The organism is Paenibacillus sp. FSL R5-0473, from assembly GCF_038004565.1.
Classification (GTDB): Bacteria; Bacillota; Bacilli; order Paenibacillales; family Paenibacillaceae; genus Paenibacillus; species Paenibacillus amylolyticus.
Genome location: NZ_JBBORL010000001.1, coordinates 4,724,485 through 4,740,392, shown reverse-complemented (window position 1 = coordinate 4,740,392; position 15,908 = coordinate 4,724,485). Strand labels below are relative to the sequence as shown.

At 46.7% G+C, this 15,908-nt stretch carries 15 protein-coding genes; 10 read left to right on the top strand and 5 right to left on the bottom strand.

All coding sequences use genetic code 11. From position 1 onward, the window contains the following. Positions 1-43: 43 nt before the first annotated feature. Positions 44-1,300 (bottom strand): MFS transporter, encoded by a 1,257-nt coding sequence (locus MKY28_RS20885; protein WP_340936867.1) that lies wholly within the window; start codon positions 1,298-1,300, stop codon positions 44-46. Between the two features lie 275 nt (positions 1,301-1,575). Between MKY28_RS20885 and MKY28_RS20880 the strand changes: the two genes are divergently transcribed. Both MKY28_RS20880 and MKY28_RS20875 read left to right on the top strand, forming a co-directional pair. Further along, a complete protein-coding gene (locus tag MKY28_RS20880) occupies positions 1,576-2,874 on the top strand; it encodes a galactokinase (protein WP_339197399.1) in 1,299 nt (432 codons plus the stop codon). 229 nt (positions 2,875-3,103) lie between these two features. Then, entirely contained in the window at positions 3,104-3,385 is a 282-nt protein-coding gene (locus MKY28_RS20875; protein ID WP_339197401.1) for a hypothetical protein, read from the top strand. 103 nt (positions 3,386-3,488) lie between these two features. On the opposite strand, the gene MKY28_RS20870 is transcribed toward MKY28_RS20875, so the two are convergent. Next, positions 3,489-4,025 (bottom strand): hypothetical protein, encoded by a 537-nt coding sequence (locus MKY28_RS20870; protein ID WP_340936866.1) that lies wholly within the window; start codon positions 4,023-4,025, stop codon positions 3,489-3,491. Positions 4,026-4,215: 190 nt separating this feature from the next. Here MKY28_RS20870 and MKY28_RS20865 point away from each other — a divergent pair, with 190 nt between their 5' ends. From MKY28_RS20865 to MKY28_RS20855, 3 genes are all read left to right on the top strand, one after another. After that, complete coding sequence (locus tag MKY28_RS20865; RefSeq protein WP_047841793.1) at positions 4,216-4,578, top strand: hypothetical protein; 363 nt, start codon at positions 4,216-4,218, stop codon at positions 4,576-4,578. Positions 4,579-4,699: 121 nt separating this feature from the next. Further along, the gene (locus MKY28_RS20860; protein ID WP_339197408.1) at positions 4,700-5,005 is read left to right on the top strand and encodes a hypothetical protein; all 306 of its coding nucleotides are present in this window, start codon (positions 4,700-4,702) and stop codon (positions 5,003-5,005) included. A 42-nt stretch (positions 5,006-5,047) separates the two neighbouring features. After that, a complete protein-coding gene (locus MKY28_RS20855) occupies positions 5,048-5,623 on the top strand; it encodes a hypothetical protein (RefSeq protein ID WP_339197411.1) in 576 nt (191 codons plus the stop codon). A gap of 135 nt (positions 5,624-5,758) precedes the next feature. On the opposite strand, the gene MKY28_RS20850 is transcribed toward MKY28_RS20855, so the two are convergent. The 3 genes from MKY28_RS20850 to MKY28_RS20840 are packed head-to-tail and all read right to left on the bottom strand — an operon-like array spanning position 5,759 to position 9,514. Next, entirely contained in the window at positions 5,759-6,922 is a 1,164-nt protein-coding gene (locus MKY28_RS20850) for a Ger(x)C family spore germination protein (protein ID WP_339197414.1), read from the bottom strand. After that, on the bottom strand, positions 6,919-8,421 hold the full coding sequence (locus MKY28_RS20845; RefSeq protein ID WP_091034427.1) for a spore germination protein: 1,503 nt from the start codon (positions 8,419-8,421) through the stop codon (positions 6,919-6,921). Before MKY28_RS20845 ends, MKY28_RS20850 begins: the two co-directional genes overlap by 4 nt. Continuing rightward, positions 8,393-9,514 (bottom strand): GerAB/ArcD/ProY family transporter, encoded by a 1,122-nt coding sequence (locus MKY28_RS20840; RefSeq protein ID WP_339197420.1) that lies wholly within the window; start codon positions 9,512-9,514, stop codon positions 8,393-8,395. Before MKY28_RS20840 ends, MKY28_RS20845 begins: the two co-directional genes overlap by 29 nt. Positions 9,515-9,710: 196 nt before the next feature. Between MKY28_RS20840 and MKY28_RS20835 the strand changes: the two genes are divergently transcribed. The 5 genes from MKY28_RS20835 (at position 9,711) to MKY28_RS20815 (ending at position 15,832) form a co-directional block, all read left to right on the top strand. After that, complete coding sequence (locus MKY28_RS20835; protein ID WP_100526557.1) at positions 9,711-10,604, top strand: NAD(P)-dependent oxidoreductase; 894 nt, start codon at positions 9,711-9,713, stop codon at positions 10,602-10,604. A 278-nt stretch (positions 10,605-10,882) separates the two neighbouring features. Next, positions 10,883-11,614 (top strand): nuclease-related domain-containing protein, encoded by a 732-nt coding sequence (locus MKY28_RS20830; protein WP_017690394.1) that lies wholly within the window; start codon positions 10,883-10,885, stop codon positions 11,612-11,614. Positions 11,615-11,877: 263 nt separating this feature from the next. Further along, positions 11,878-12,768, top strand: a complete 891-nt coding sequence (locus MKY28_RS20825; RefSeq protein WP_339197423.1) for a hypothetical protein — start codon at positions 11,878-11,880, stop codon at positions 12,766-12,768. Between the two features lie 227 nt (positions 12,769-12,995). Continuing rightward, positions 12,996-14,771, top strand: a complete 1,776-nt coding sequence (locus MKY28_RS20820) for a cache domain-containing sensor histidine kinase (RefSeq protein ID WP_340936864.1) — start codon at positions 12,996-12,998, stop codon at positions 14,769-14,771. Then, a complete protein-coding gene (locus MKY28_RS20815) occupies positions 14,768-15,832 on the top strand; it encodes a response regulator transcription factor (RefSeq protein WP_340936863.1) in 1,065 nt (354 codons plus the stop codon). Before MKY28_RS20820 ends, MKY28_RS20815 begins: the two co-directional genes overlap by 4 nt. Positions 15,833-15,908 lie beyond the last annotated feature (76 nt).

Sequence of the window (15,908 nt, the reverse complement as noted above, 5' to 3'; positions counted from 1 at the left end):
ATGTAAGCTTGAGATCATTATCAAGTATGACCTAACGTAACAGTCAAGCGTTGATGTTACGCTGCTGGCTCTCTGAATGATTCTGCATCTTCATTGCGAATATCAGAGCAGACAGGATATAGATCAGGCTTAACAAGAGATAAGGGAGTTGCAGCGAGAATACACGATCAAATGTCGATTCACTAACCCGCACCAATAATCCGCCGAGAAGCGTACCAATGGCACTGATGCCAAAGGACAAAAAGCGAAACACACTTCCGACCCGGCCAAGCATCTCATTAGGAACGGAACGTTGCAGGATGGAGGAACGGGTAACATTGTAGACAATAATGAAAAATGCAGCACAGAAGTACAGTCCGCCTACCATATATGCATTTGTAGTTAGACCCACCACACCGTAGATGATTCCCATGCACAAAATGGAGGAGATAATCAATTGTTTTGTACTCCATTTCTTACGCATATAAGCAACAGCCTGGCTCCCTACAATGCTGCCGATTGTTGCAATGGAGATGAGGATACCAAATGCAAAAGCATCCAACTGAAGCACATCTCGTACAAAGAAAATCTGAGTAGCCAGAATGATCGAATACATCAGCGTAACGGTGACGGATAGAATGGCTAGTCCGCGGAGAAAACGATCATGATAGACATATTGAATACCGGACCACATCTCACGTTTCCAATTCTTCATCGGGCGAACTTCCTTCTTGGTTGTTTCCGTATCTCTGGGGTAGAAGTTTCCTTTCAAACTGATCAAAAAGAGCAGAGCAATAACAGCCGTTACAGCGTCTATGGCAAAAGGAAAAACAATATGCAGGGTTATGATAAACCCTCCCAGAGCAACGCCCAGAATATCACTTGTGATTAACTGTCCGGCGGTGAACTGCCCATTGGCTTTTTCCAATTTACTTTCATCTACTAGTTGAGGGATGACCGTCTGCACTGTACTGTCGAATACAACTCGGCTCAGGCCAATCCCAAACATGAACAGTGCCAGAATCGGAATGCTCACCCATCCTCCCCAGATACATACCGTCAGGACAAGCAGAAGGATCATTCGCGTAAAGCCTGCCCCAATCAGCATATGTTTGCGTGAGTATCGGTCGATGAGAACACCCACGGGCAGACTGAATAGCAGCCAGGGTAAACGAAGTGCCGTCATGGTGACAGAGGCATAGAGCGTATCGCTCGTTAGTGTTGATATGAGCCAAGGAACCGCAGCAAGCGTAAGTCCATCACCCAAAAATGTAAGAGAAAATGCACCAAATAACTTGGTATAATTCGACTTGATTTTCATCGTTCCCTCCGCCAATAAGATGTATAGCATAGTAACATTGAGGTTGGAAAATAATGTGTTTTCACTTAAACCAAATTTAAGTTATTCTAAAATGGTTTTCAATCCTATTTTTACAACTAATAACTTCACAAAACGCTTACAAACTTTCAATTCTACCCTACCTTTTCCGCTACGAAGCTGAGATAATGGGAGAGGAAGAAGGTATGAAACAGACGCGACAACCATGTTCACCAACAGTCAAAAATAAAAGCTGCATATCCATAGGAGGATTATGAATGACGACACAACCATTGAATCTGATCCAATCCACGGAGGGCCAAGCGTTGCTTGCCCAAATGTATGGACAATCACAAGTAGAGGTACAGACTGCACGTTACACAAAGCTGAACGCAACGTTCGAAGAGTACTTTGGCGCGCAAGAAGGAAGCAAGTTGTTCAGCGCATCAGGACGCAGCGAGATTGGCGGCAACCACACGGATCATAACCATGGTAAAGTGCTGGCGGGCAGCATCACGCTGGATACGATTGCAGTGGCTGCACCAACTGCGGATTCCGTTATTACGTTTTACTCAGAAGGCTATGACAAGAAATATGTAATCGATCTCACGAATCTTAAACCAAATACGGAAGACGATGGCACAACAGCATTGATTCGCGGTATGGCTGCAGGATTTGGAGAATTCGGATATAAGGTAGGCGGCTTCCAGGCGTACCTCTCCAGTAACGTGTTCTCAGCATCTGGGGTGAGTTCCTCGGCGTCATTTGAGATGCTGATCTGTACGATTTTGAATCATTTCTATAACGATGGAGCACTGGATGTTGTGACCTTGGCCAAAATCGGTCAGTATGCGGAGAATCACTATTGGAACAAACCTTCGGGTCTGCTGGATCAGATGGCTTGTGCGTACGGCGGACTCATTGCTATTGATTTTGAAAATCCTGCACAGCCTGTTATCGAGCCTGTTCAGTGGGATTTCCAACAAAACGGCTACTCATTGGTCATTGTGAATACGGGCGGTAACCACGCCGATCTGACGGAAGATTACGCTGCTGTGCCATATGAGATGAGAGCGGTTGCTCAGGCGCTCGGCAGTGAGTATGTTCGGGAAATTACAGCTGACGCAATCTACGCCAACCTCAAGAAGGTTCGTGAAGCTGCTGGCGATCGTGCCGTGTTGCGTGCGCTTCATTTCCTGGAAGAAAACAATCGTGTCGATGGTCAAGTTCAGGCATTGCGTGATGGACGTTTTGCTGATTTCTTGAAACTGATCACGGCGTCCGGTAACTCGTCATGGAAGTGGTTGCAGAATGTATATCAGAGTGGTGCTGTGAAGGAACAGGAGATTGGCATCGCGCTGGCACTGACCGAGAATTATCTGCAAAACCTGGGTGATGGCGCTTGTCGTATTCATGGTGGTGGATTCGCAGGGGTTATTCTGACGATCCTTCCGAACGAAAAAGTAGAAGAGTATATGTCATGGATGCACGACATGCTGGAAACGCCGATTATCGTCGTTAATGTGCGTGCACAGGGTGCAGTGTGTCTGAATGCATTGATCGCTAACGCGGGCTAAACGCAGTCAGATCAATAGTTCTAGCATGATTCAACGAAGTCCGGGCTATGCCCGGGCTTTTTAGATTGTCCATTTTTTTAAAAAAATTCAAACTTTGAAGGTCCGTAATGTGTTATTTATATAGTGGTTTAGTTAGGTGGGTATTTACCTAGAATACAGGCGTACTGATGATGGTCTGAATAGGTGAGAGGCTATATCTCAATATTGTTCATATGGGAGGAAGGGTCAGATGATTACACCTACAGTGGCTGGTCAGGATGAGGCTCAATTATACGAGGAGTTGCGGCGTGCGATCGATGAATTCGACGAGGGCGAGCAGCGGCAAATAGTTCTGAGTCGGATGGTCAGACAGCTCAGGTTCGCCAAATGGCGTAAAGATCGGATGCGCAAAGTCGATGCATACTGCCAAAGGATCAAACCCGCGACACTTTGGATCATCTTAGCCACAGGCGCACTTGCACCAGTCTTGCTGTTTAGCATGTTCATCTGGGTATCGTTGTGGGTGGAATGAAGCTGTAGAGAAGAGGGATAACAATATGAAGTTAATAAAAAGAACCGTTAACCATCGGATTATCGTATTCCGACTGTAACGATTCTCTGAGCTATCTTTAGGGTTAGTGGGACATTTGCGTAGATTTACCGTCTAAGGATTGCACTTGTCCCTGAATGTACTGGTGGTAATCACTGAAGCTGCTGATGTGATGCAAGGAATCAGAATTCTCGGACTGAATCTTAATTTTGCCGTCCTGAGGCAAACTTTTCATCTCAGCAATGACGGATTTGGAACCTTGGATATCACCGGACATGTCCTGGATTCGCTGTAATAATGCCGGATGTCCCTCATGCTGGAGCATTTCGGCGAGCGGTCTCATTTCCTCCAACTTTTGACTCGACCGTTCAAGTGTGGTCATCACTTTGTCTCCATCTGTACTTGCGCTAAGCGAGACCATTCGGTGAATATGGTCTTTCTCCATACGTTCAAGCGCCTCAAGATGGGAAGCTTCCAGTCGTTTGGGATCGCTCCAACTCTCCGATCGAACGGTGTTATTCTTTTGCTGTGATGCATTATTCGCAGTGCCATTGCCACAGCCCCATAACAGAGATGAGCAGGTTAACACGGCTCCAACGGCGATGATACTTTTTAACCTCATGCTGTCACTCCTTCGATAATTTCCTGAAGGTAGTATGAGCAATAATATCCAAAATCATGCTTCTTCTTTTCATTTCATTCCCAGTATGTAGTTGAATAACCTTTTAAAATCGAGAGTACATATCTTCGCAAATTTTTGTAGCCTGTATTTTCACGTGAAATTGCAACGGTACGTAGCGAGGTGGAAAATAATGAATCTGTATACTAATAACATATGGCGCTGGACCATCAATCTTCTATATCCTGCCATTATCTTTGTCTTCCAGAGCTGGGGACCGATATTGGATTCTTGGACAGGTCCTATTTTGTTCGTCGCGGTGTTCTGCTTTCTGTGGAGCGATGTGAAAGACTTGTTCCTCTCGACAGGATTGACATGGATTATTGCCATCCCGTGTTGGTGGTATTGGATTGAACGTCCGAAACCATCGTTCGGTGCAGAACATTTTGCGGCACATCTATGGTTAATTGTACTTATGTATATTGTCTTTGTGCTCATTCCTCAGACCTTAATCCTGACTACTCGGTTGCGGGTGATGCATTATTATAAGAAGTGAAAGTTAGTAGAGAATAGGCGGCCGTTGGCCGTTTTTTTAAAATAAAATGAACGCATGGGAGAGAGTTCAATTGTTGAGCAAAGATATAACAAGAAGTAAAGAAAGAAGTTTTTTATATATCATGATTTTCACCTTAATATATGGTCTGACATTACTGATCTGGCCGTTGATCGCATTTTCCATGGGAATGTCGCTCGCTGCACCCACTCCTTCTGAGTATCAGGTGGCAAGTCGTTTGGAGGGCAATATACTGATGTCATACCCACTCTGTGTTATTGCGGCCTTGGTTTCGGGATGGGTTTCTTACCATGAGAAAAGATACATCTTTCCTTACTGGATCATGCAGTTGCCATTGTTATGGATCGCTGCATGGATGCTGGTAAATTACTTCGGGGCAGCACTATCTGCCATACCATTTCTACGATAATTAATTGTTTATAGAGATTCAATTTTAAGGAGAGGTTAATCTATGCCCAAGACAAGCAACCGTAAACGCGTAGCGTACGTGTTGTTCTTTGTATTGGTCGCTCTGTTTTTGATACGCTCTTGTGGTCCGCAGGACATCGACACAATCTTAAGCGAAAAAGGTATTTCCCCAGAACAGGTAAAGCTAGTTACAACTTTTGAACCGCGAACACAATTGGTTTTATATCAGGATCTCACTACGAATAACCTGACTCCTGCTTTGATCCAGCAAAAGATGTGGTTCTCCGAACTGGCCAGAATAGGCGGTGGTCTGCAGGATAATCCGGTCGAGCCGCTTTCTTCTCATATATCAGGATACGAGGAGTCTAAAGGCAAAATGATCTATATTGTATACGGGTATCTCCACGATGCTGACATTACCCAGGTGCATATTCGCTACAAACCAAATCTGGCATCTTCACGGTTGGAAGCGGAAATCGTGAAATCGTCTTCCAATCAATCCAACGGCAGGTTGTGGTATGCGGTAATCCAGCAGCCGATTCACGAGATGATATGGGACATAAAAGGATTGAACGACGAAGGGCACGTCATCTACTCATCTCTCGATAGTGAGGATTAGGAAGCAGGCTGGCTTATGGAATGGAAAATTCGCAGTCATAGTTCCGCATGATTCGAATTGCAAACGAACTACCTCCATCTACACAAACACCCCTTATCCGGCTCTAAACCGGACAAGGGGTGTTTCACATTCTTGCTACACTTTCCGTTTATATTTCCCAGTATACGGGATCGTGAGGTGGATTTTCAGATCCTTAATCGAGTCTTCCGTAAGCATCATCTTGCTCCCGTTGTTGGATAACTTACGCCAGAGCTTTGGATTTTTGCGATACAGCTTCTCCTGAAGACCGTAAATATCCACACCACGCTCAAGGCCGTGACGATAGGTCTGCATGATCTGCTCCCGCAACTTCACTTCACTAATCTGGATCATCTCTTCATACGAGGTGGGCACCAGGTATTCGTACAGGGCAGTGAGGTAGTGGGCATCAATGTTGAACGTAACGTCTTCACCCTGAATGACAGGTTTAATTTTGATCTTTGGTAATCCTACACTGAGCGCCCCGTAGATCGTTCCATCCTTCTGGACAAGTAGAGGGGCCCGCCGCATGTCTTTAATTAGCCAGTGATAACCGGGAAGCTGACTGCGTGGAAAGTATTCAAAGTCATAGCCAGTCTTCTCGAAAAAGGCCCCTTCCACCAGAAACAAATCATGTTTCTTCTCATTCTCAGCCCACTGGGTATCATTCAATGCAAGACTCGGCAGATACGTCGTGGTAGCGGGATCATTATGTGTTGCAATGAGTTTAAAGCTGAGCACAGGCGGGTACAACGATTCTTCCATGTATGTGGGGAGCGGATTGTGAAGAATGCTGTCCAGTGGCGACATATTATAGATGGACGTTGCACTCAGGATTTTCTCCAGAGGCTCTCGTGTTCCATACACCCAGGTTGTATAACGGGATTCTGGAAATCGTCCCAGCATGTCGAACACTTCTTTGATGTGTTTGCTAGTCAGCACACCTTCGGCCATAACGATGGCTGTCACATGCCCCCAAGCCATGTGTAATTGAGCTGTACGGAACAGTTCGTTCAGCGCCAGACTCATGGTTTTCCCTTCGGCATGTCCGACCCATACAGGCGGTGTATCTGCACTTTTGGTTGAACTCTCACTCTTCGCGACACTCGCAAAATCTAGTGTTTGTACATACAGGTGATACATGCCGTCCTTATAATCAATGCCAAAGGCTTTGGCGTAGTCCACCTGTTGAATCTCAAAGGCACTCCAGCATCCACTTGTCATCACGCACATCGATAGGCTTAACAGACCCAGCAAACATCGCTGTAACAAGTGTTTCATCGTCCGTTTCCTTTCTTACGCGGTTCTTGAGTCTCAAGATAGACGGGTCTTCGTTTACCTAACCCCTTAGGCAGTTTGAATAATGAAGCTATCGCTTGTTTGAAATGAAGCGGTGTTAACGGCGTGAGATACGGAATGCCAAATGATTTGAGATCGGTCAGGTAGATGAGGAACAGAATCAACGACAGGATGAACCCATAGATGCCGAGGGATGCCCCCAGGACAAAACAAAGGAACCGCAGGATCAGCACAGAACTGGTCATGACCTGATTCACAATGGTTGCACCAGCTACGACGGTAACTGCAATGATGACAATCATGAGGGGAGAGACCATGCCGGCTCGAATGGCGGAATCCCCGATGATCAAACCGCCAACGACCGTTAATGTCTGGCCGATGGCACTTGGTAAACGTACCCCCGCCTCTCGGAACAGCTCCATTAGCAGCATAATGAGAAACATCTCCACTCCCGATTCCATTGGAAGTCCCATGCGTCCAACCGATATCGTCGCGACTAGAGGAAAGGGGATCTGATCCATATGAAAGGATGTCAGCGCAATATAAAAGCCAGGCAGGAATACGGTGATCATCAGGCCAAGAAAGCGCAGCATCCGTCCTACGTTCACAGGCAAGAAGGGAAAGCTTGCATCCTCCGGTGATTTGAGCAAAAGAAACAGATTGACTGGCCCAATAATGGCGCTGGGATTACCGTCTACAATGAGGATAAAACGTCCATTCAGGAGACATTCTGCAGCAAAGTCAGGCCTGCCCGTATAATGGGTGACGGGAAACAAAGTAATCTTCGAAGGCGACAGCAATTCTTCCAGTTCATTGGCGGTCAAGATGCGTTCCGTCTCAATCTTACGCAACCGATCCTGGACGTCTTCGATCAGCTCCGGATTGGCGATATTCTTGATATACATCAATGCCACCTTGGTTGCAGAACGTGTACCGATCAGTTCGATATTGCAGGCCAGTTGGTTCGTACGCAGACGGGTGCGTATCAAGGCAACATTTACGGCGAGTGGTTCAATGAATCCATCTCTTGCCCCGCGGATCGAAACTTCGGTGGTCGATTCCTCCGGTGTTCGAGTAGGGATGTTAGATATATCAATACTCCACATGGTTTGCAGGGAAGGAATACAGATCAACATATGGCCTTCAAAAACACGGAGAGACATCAGTTCAGTTCCAAATGCCGGATCTTGCAGATCCATTCGGGTCCAATCCAGGCTGATGCACTTTTCAATGTCGGATGTACGGATAAAGTGTGTATTTTCATATGTTCGTTTGAGTTCCGGGAGAATAATATCGTAGATCGCTTCACTATCTACCATACCGCTGCAATAGGTCATAAGAAGTTGCATCGGAGGTTCTCCGATCATATGACTATTGATGATGACATCATCAGATCCGGCAAAAAAGGTATTCAGGTTATGCTCGTTCATTCGGAACGGTTCAACGTCAGGATTATTCTTGGGCTGGGTTGAGATCGGCATGATCGGGAGCCTCCTTGTCCTTTTTATGGATTAATGCAGCAATGGTTAATATCACGGTAACGATTGAGACATAGGCCAGCATGACCGGGAACTGAATATGATCCACGTAATAGTCGACGTAATCAATGCGCCACCATTGCATCGCCATGAAGCTCATGATGACGGTAATGGTGAGAATCGCGATATATCGTTTCTTCGGTCTGCGGAAATTTAGCAGATCCACGATGAGATACATGGATATGGCGACCCTTGCAAAGGAACCACTGAGCCACTGATAGATGGACAGAAAATCAACGTGTTGCAGCAGCTTGCCGATATTCACAAGTTTCCATTGTTCATAGGGACTGTTTCGTTGTTTGGCTGCTTCTTCAGGACCGAATTCCACGATGGCCCCGATGGTTGGTCCGATCGCCATACTGAGCATAAACACGCCGAGGATTAGAACATACCACCAACGAATTTTGCCTTTGACTTCATGTTGGAACAACATAAGAATCCAGATTTCCATAAGTCCGGCAAGAGAGTAGATCATGCCCCGCCACACGGGACCCATACCGTTCTCCATAATCGGGAACAATAGACTGTAGTCTTTATATTTCATATTGGCGGACATTACAAAATAACCTAGCAAAATGACAAAGGGCAGCAGCAGACTGGAAGTCATCGCAATGGAGCGTATGCCTTTAGCCGCTGCCCACGCAGCAACCAGTGCTCCGCCACCTGCCAGAACATAGGGAGGTGTGAATTGAAGATACGTGGATACGGTCCAGTTGGTTGTCTCATACAACGTATGCGTGCCAAGCGTGAATAGCAGAATAGAAGCGGAGATCCGGAAGATCCAGGAAGGGACCGCCCCGAATTCTCGCGTAATCCAATCTGTTAATCGCTGTCCACGTACTCGCCGAATGATGATATACATCATACATAGAAACAACATGAAAAAAGGGGCAGCCGCCACGACAGACAACCATCCGTCTCTGCCGCCAGCTTCGAGAATTGCTGGAATGGACAAGACATGGCAGACTAGTCCGGCACTTAATAAAATGATGGAAAAGGATAACCAGATGGTAATTTGACCTTTTTCACGACTCATGCGAATCCTCCTTTCCAATGAAGGAAGTTTCCGTTAGGTTGTACAGCATACAGGAAGTTGATTCCTTTTTCAGATTTTTTCACAGAAAGCGGCAAACGAGATGGACGAGCCAGACAGAAAGCTTTAACATACAGATATAGCAATGTCCGAAGACAAGCACTGAGCGAAGTATAGAGAAATAGGGAGGAAACCGGCGATGACAAATACGACGAAGACACCTGGAGAGACAAAAGTTGGCTTTATTGGTACAGGCGTGATGGGTAAAAGCATGGCTGGGCACATCCAGCAAGCGGGATATCCGCTGCATGTGTACACACGAACTGCTGCCAAAGCGGAAGCGTTGGTGAAAGAAGGTGCCGTATGGCATGACACACCAGGCAAACTGGCAGCTGCGTGTGATGTCATCATCACAATGGTGGGGTATCCGAAAGATGTAGAGGAGATCTATCTCGGTAAGGATGGTCTCGTAGCCAATGCCAAACCGGGTTCATATCTGATTGATATGACAACATCCAGTCCGCTACTGGCTGCACGAATCTTTGAAGCTGCGGAAGCCAAAGGACTGCATGCACTGGACGCGCCTGTGTCGGGCGGTGATATCGGAGCGCAGAACGCGAAGCTGTCCATTATGGTTGGTGGTAGTTCGGAGGCCTTTGAAGCCGTGCGTCCGCTGTTTGAGCAGATGGGCACCAACATTGTGCTGCAAGGCAAGGCGGGAGCCGGGCAGCATACCAAAATGTGCAACCAGATTGCCATTGCCTCTGGCATGATGGGTGTATGCGAAGCACTTGCCTATGCCAAGACGTCTGGTCTGGACGCGGAGACCGTGCTGAAGAGCATTGCTACCGGTGCAGCCGGAAGCTGGTCGCTCAGCAATCTCGGTCCGCGCATGATCGCAGGCGATTATGAGCCTGGATTCTATGTGAAACATTTTATCAAAGACATGGGAATTGCACTGGAGTCTGCAAAAGCGATGGGCATGAAAACGCCTGGGTTGGCCCTGGCCGAGTCCCTGTATCAGGAAATAGCGAATAATGGGCTGGAAGAGAAGGGTACTCAGGTGCTCTACACCTATTATCTTCAGGCTTAACAACCAAGAGAACAGCAGCGTATTCTTTTTCTATTCAGGAAAGGGTTGCGCTGTTTTTTTTCAATTTTGCGGCTTGTTTATGCGTCTAAAGTCACGAAATTGGTTAAATGTTCATATGTACTTTGCGTATTGGAGAGATTTTGATCGTTTTCCCTTTATTTTTACCCCGCTTTATCCGACATAAGTAATAGAAGTTTACATAATGAATGTGTCAAAGGATGTTATTCCTCCTGTAATGGTCACCCGTAACCCACACTATAATAGAACGGAGCTTGCCCATGTTCAAGAAAATCCTGTCTCTGTTCAAGACACAACCAGAGCTTGCGAACCAGATTACAGCCTCCGCTTCAGCGTTGCCATCAACGACAACCATTCCCCCGCGTATGGTCCGTAGTAAGCGCAAGAAAAAGGCGGAAGGGGATTGGACACGCCAGCCGGAGGAGCCTAGTACAGCAGATCAGCTGATAGGTCTTCCAAGTCAATATAAAGTGCTGAACGACCTGCTCGTTACCAATCCGAAGTCACGCTCCGGTTATTCGCAGATTGATCATGTCGTAATCGGTCCTCGGGCAATCTTCGTGATCGAAACCCGAAATCTGACAACAGGTGAGATTCGCGGCGGAAGAAGAGAGGCCAATTGGTCAGTCAGCAGCAGTCGGGTCAAAATGTACAATCCACTCATGCAGCATCGTGCACATGTGGAAGCCATCCATGCACACCTCGGAGACTACAAAAGAGTACGTCTCGTCTCCATGGTGACCTTCACGAACCGTTGCCGCATCAGTGTTGATCCTGCTGTGAGATATGTGAATTCGGATGAACTAATCATCTATGATCATGAATTGGTGGAAACGATTCAACGCAAGACAGAACGACTTGAGACAGAGGTTCCCGAAACCGTATTTCAAGAGAAGGATATCCAGGCGATCTACGCTCTGTTATCTTCGGTCAATTCCACCGATCCTCAGATTCGGTCAGAGCATATGGAGAAGGCTAAAGGGATCAAATAATTACGCTTTACGAACACTGTTGTCCATACGGGCGGCAGTGTTTTGTGTTGCGGTGGTAGTTAATGTGCGAGTAGTAAAAGGCTTTAGACACAGGTATATCGTCGTATACAACCGATTTTTAACTTATGATAGAATGTAGACCATGTCCAATTGTGTGAATCAAGCATGTTATATGAAAGGATATTTTTGTAAGCAGGTGTTCAAGTCTTGGAGCAGAGGTTAATGGTTCTCAGGAATATACATACGATAGGGGAAGATATACGATGAAATGGAATTATACGATAAAGACGTTCACAGTTATGCTTGGTTTGACAGCGATTCTGACAGCTTGTGGTGGCGGAGCGAAAGAGACGTCATCGCCGGAGTCTGCTTCCGGTACAGAAGTTGCTTCATCAGAAACAAGCAGCTCGAATGCTGCTGTAACAGAAACCGCAGCAACCGGTTCGAATGAGAGTGAGGAGACAGGTTCAACTACAGACGAATCTTCTTCAACGGACGACGGTAAGATTGGAAAGGACTCCACATTGGAAGAGTTGAAGCAGCAGTATGCGGATAAACTCGGTTATATCCGTATTCCCCTGAATGATCATCCGGTGCGTCGGGTTAGTGAGGAAGGTTCCAAAAATATTAATGTGGCCAACTATAGTGATGCCGTTGTGGACATGAATGCAGAGGTTCCAATTCATTCCGATTCGCAGCGGTTAATTGATGATGCCTTTCCATTTTTCACAACCGTACAAGCACCTGATGAATCTTATATAACTTGGGAAGAAGCAACCAATCTGGAGCGTGCCATGGTGAAAACACTGTTTATCGCCCGTGAAGGTCTGCTAATTACTGAGGATGCGATGAAAAATAAGGATTATAGCAGTACATCATTCCAGGATTCGATGGATTTCTTCAGGGTCACAGCGAAATTTGAATCCATGGCACCTGTTGCACAGCATCCGCGTGACATTACGTTGAGTACGCTATACGACAAAGCACGCACGTCATGGGGCAAGCTTGCTGCGATGGACCCGGAGCAGGATGAAGCGGCGTTTGCCGAGATGTACAAGACGACGAGGACTGATGCCAATAATGCCATAGGGTTGCTTAATGTTCTGTTGTCTACCAATGAGGAAGAACGGATCAAAGAGATTTACGGGGAATAAAAATGCCGTGATCCAGAGTTAATCTGGATCATCCCGGTAACATGTCTGGATCACATGCCTTCAAACTCTGACTACCGATTGAAGCGGGGTCAGGGTTTTTCTGGTTTTTTCCAAGAGGTGTATGATATGTTTTTAGGAGTAAGACATGTACGGAATATAGGTGAGGTGTGTGAAAGATGTGGTGGATGAACTTTTGTAAACGCTTTAAATTTAAAACGAAGCTAATCTTGTTTTTATCTACCGCAACGGTCTTAATCTCCGGAATCACAGGGTTGATCACCTATCGCATCCATATCGACCTGTTCAATGAAGAGGTCAGTCGCCAGTATAGTCTTACCGCAGAGCAGATTCTTGCACGTCTGGATTCGAGGGTACACGACATGTATAAAGTCACCGATTATATCACACTGAATCCCTCCGTAAAAAATGCCATCAAAGCACAGACCTCTGGCATCTCGTCCTATGATCAGATGAAGCTGGAAGATGAACTGGATGATCAGTTGTATCAGGTAAGGCTGGATGCACCGGAGATCATGGGACTCCGCATATATGACCTGAAGGATAACATATTTAATCTCGGAGCCTTTGCGGGCTCATTTCAACAGATGGATCCTTCCTATCTAGCAGAGATGGTTCATAGACTGGAAGGAACGGGCGGCGAATATGGTTGGAATCGTTTGGGGCCGGATGCTTTCTTGCAGGAGGAACAATCCAATTGGATTCTGGCGGGACGATTAATGCGGTCTGTTGATCTGGAGACCTATGGTGTCATGCTAATTCTGTTTAACACCTCGTTGTTCGAATCGTATCTCAAAGATCTACGGCTGAATGAGGAAGTTGCTGTCTACTTGTTTGACGCAAATGGTGAGCTTCTTTATGCCTTTCATAATCAGGATGCGGATCCACCACCACTTACCGAGCTAAGCCTAGGGGCGACGGAGATCAGGGACGAGCAGGGAACAACCCAATTGTATACGAAGCAAACGTCAGACAAAGCGGGCTTCACCCTGGTCAGCAAGGTCTCACTGGCTCAGATTCAGAACAAGGGAAAGATTATTGTAAAAGTTGCTGTGTTCTCTGCGGTAGCCAGCATATTATGCTCCTGGTTCATCATTACCGTAATTAGCGGCAGACTGTTGCGTCCACTTGCGAGTCTAGTCAACGCGATGAAAAGAGTGCGTGATGGACAGTTCGATACACGGGTACGGATCGAGACACGGGATGAGCTCGGTTTCATCGGTGAACGATTCAATGCAATGGCTTCCCGGATTGATACGCTTATACATGAAGTGTACGAGCGCGAACTCAGTGAAAAAGAAGCTGAACTCAAAGCTATTCAGGCCCAGCTGAATCCCCATTTTCTGTATAACACCTTGAGCATGTTTTTCTGGAAGTTCTATATGCTTGGTGATGAGAAATCGGCTCGCCTGGTCACTGCCTTGTCCGAGATGCTGCAGTATACGCTGGAACCTGTGCAGCAACTGACGACCGTGCAGGATGAGATGAAGCAAATAGATCACTACCTGCAGATTCAGCAGGCCCGGTATCAGGAAGCCTTGTCGATTGAGATTGCCGTTCCTGCTGAATTGTTTCGCTGTCAGGTGATCCGGCTGTTGCTTCAGCCCATCGTGGAGAATGTTTTTGTTCATGCCTTCTCGGACAAAAGGAACAACCGCCATCTGGAAATTCGTGGCTCGCGGCATACCGGGCATGAAGGAGAGCCGGATCTGCTCATCATTGAAATTTCAGATAACGGATGCGGCATGCACGCATCGGTCATTGAACGCATTATGACGCCAGTGGCACATGCAGATGAGGAACGTCAGCACATTGGCATGCGGAGTGTACTTCGAAGAATTGAGTTGATTCACGGTGAACCCTACGGTGTACAGATCGAGTCGACTGTGGGAGAGGGTACGCTAGTACGTCTTCGTTTGCCTTATCAGATCGGTGAGGACTCATGCCGGGAAATTCAGGTGACTGAGAGGAGTAGGTTCTGTTGAATGGACGTATGCTTGTAGTGGATGATGAAGCATTATTTCGTCAGGGTCTGATTCATCTGGTTCGCAATAACCCCCTCGGTTGGGAGGTCGTTGGGGAAGCGGCCGATGGAGAAGAAGCGATACAGGCTGTACACAGCTACACACCTGATCTGATCATTACGGACATCAACATGCCTGTGATGGATGGTCTAGATTTGGCTGAACGCATACACGAGAGTGGACTGGACATTATGATTATCATTTTGACAGGTTATCGTGAGTTCGAATATGCACAGCGTGCCATCCGATATGGAGCAATTGAATTTTTGTTAAAGCCGTTCTCGCTCGATGAAGCATGTCAGGTGTTACAAAAGGCACATGAACGATATCGCCGAAAACAGTCCGACATTCGGATCAGGGAACAATACAGCCAGGTGGACCGTACCGAGAGACTGCGAGAGGAACTGACTTTGTTGCTGCTCCACCATCAATTCGGATCGATAATGAATCGGATCGAGATGTTGCTAGAAGAAGCGTCCGGGATGAGCTTGTCACAAGGCAAAGCGGAGATTCATATGCTTATGAAGGTCATGATGGACTTACTGGTACAACAGCTTCAGCCTCAGGAATCCGGTGGTATGGACTCAACTGCCCCAGATCCACTACTCTGGATTCATACCATACCTGAAGTCATCGCTTGGGCCAGATGCAAGAGCGAAGAGTGGGTGGATATGCTGATGCGGCTAACTCAGGAACAGCAGGATCATGTCGTTACACGTGTTATACAGTATATTGAAATGAACTATTCCAGCACATGCACGTTGCAGGCCGTGGCTGCCCATGTTCATGTGACACCCAACTACTTGAGCCATTTGTTCAAAAAAGAAACAGGACAAGGCTTCAGCCAATATGTCAGCAAGCGTCGAATTGATAAGGCGAAGCTGCTGCTGCACAGCACTCGGCAGAGCATGGCAGATATCGCGGAACTGACCGGGTTCGATAACTCCAGTTATTTTACAACCGTATTCAAACAGATGACGGGGGTATCGCCCCGCGAATATCGCAAGCAAGTAGCCAAGTGAAGTGCCCGGTAGCAATCCCCCTTGAACTTCTGCACTGTCACAATTAAATAGAAGCCTTTTCTTAATATCTGTTCGT

Coding starts and splice junctions, on each gene's coding strand:
- MKY28_RS20885 (WP_340936867.1), bottom strand. CDS start 1,300: ATGAAAATCAAGTCGAATTATACCAAGTTATTTGGTGCATTTTCTCTT.
- MKY28_RS20880 (WP_339197399.1), top strand. CDS start 1,576: ATGACGACACAACCATTGAATCTGATCCAATCCACGGAGGGCCAAGCG.
- MKY28_RS20875 (WP_339197401.1), top strand. CDS start 3,104: ATGATTACACCTACAGTGGCTGGTCAGGATGAGGCTCAATTATACGAG.
- MKY28_RS20870 (WP_340936866.1), bottom strand. CDS start 4,025: ATGAGGTTAAAAAGTATCATCGCCGTTGGAGCCGTGTTAACCTGCTCA.
- MKY28_RS20865 (WP_047841793.1), top strand. CDS start 4,216: ATGAATCTGTATACTAATAACATATGGCGCTGGACCATCAATCTTCTA.
- MKY28_RS20860 (WP_339197408.1), top strand. CDS start 4,700: ATGATTTTCACCTTAATATATGGTCTGACATTACTGATCTGGCCGTTG.
- MKY28_RS20855 (WP_339197411.1), top strand. CDS start 5,048: ATGCCCAAGACAAGCAACCGTAAACGCGTAGCGTACGTGTTGTTCTTT.
- MKY28_RS20850 (WP_339197414.1), bottom strand. CDS start 6,922: ATGAAACACTTGTTACAGCGATGTTTGCTGGGTCTGTTAAGCCTATCG.
- MKY28_RS20845 (WP_091034427.1), bottom strand. CDS start 8,421: ATGCCGATCTCAACCCAGCCCAAGAATAATCCTGACGTTGAACCGTTC.
- MKY28_RS20840 (WP_339197420.1), bottom strand. CDS start 9,514: ATGAGTCGTGAAAAAGGTCAAATTACCATCTGGTTATCCTTTTCCATC.
- MKY28_RS20835 (WP_100526557.1), top strand. CDS start 9,711: ATGACAAATACGACGAAGACACCTGGAGAGACAAAAGTTGGCTTTATT.
- MKY28_RS20830 (WP_017690394.1), top strand. CDS start 10,883: ATGTTCAAGAAAATCCTGTCTCTGTTCAAGACACAACCAGAGCTTGCG.
- MKY28_RS20825 (WP_339197423.1), top strand. CDS start 11,878: ATGAAATGGAATTATACGATAAAGACGTTCACAGTTATGCTTGGTTTG.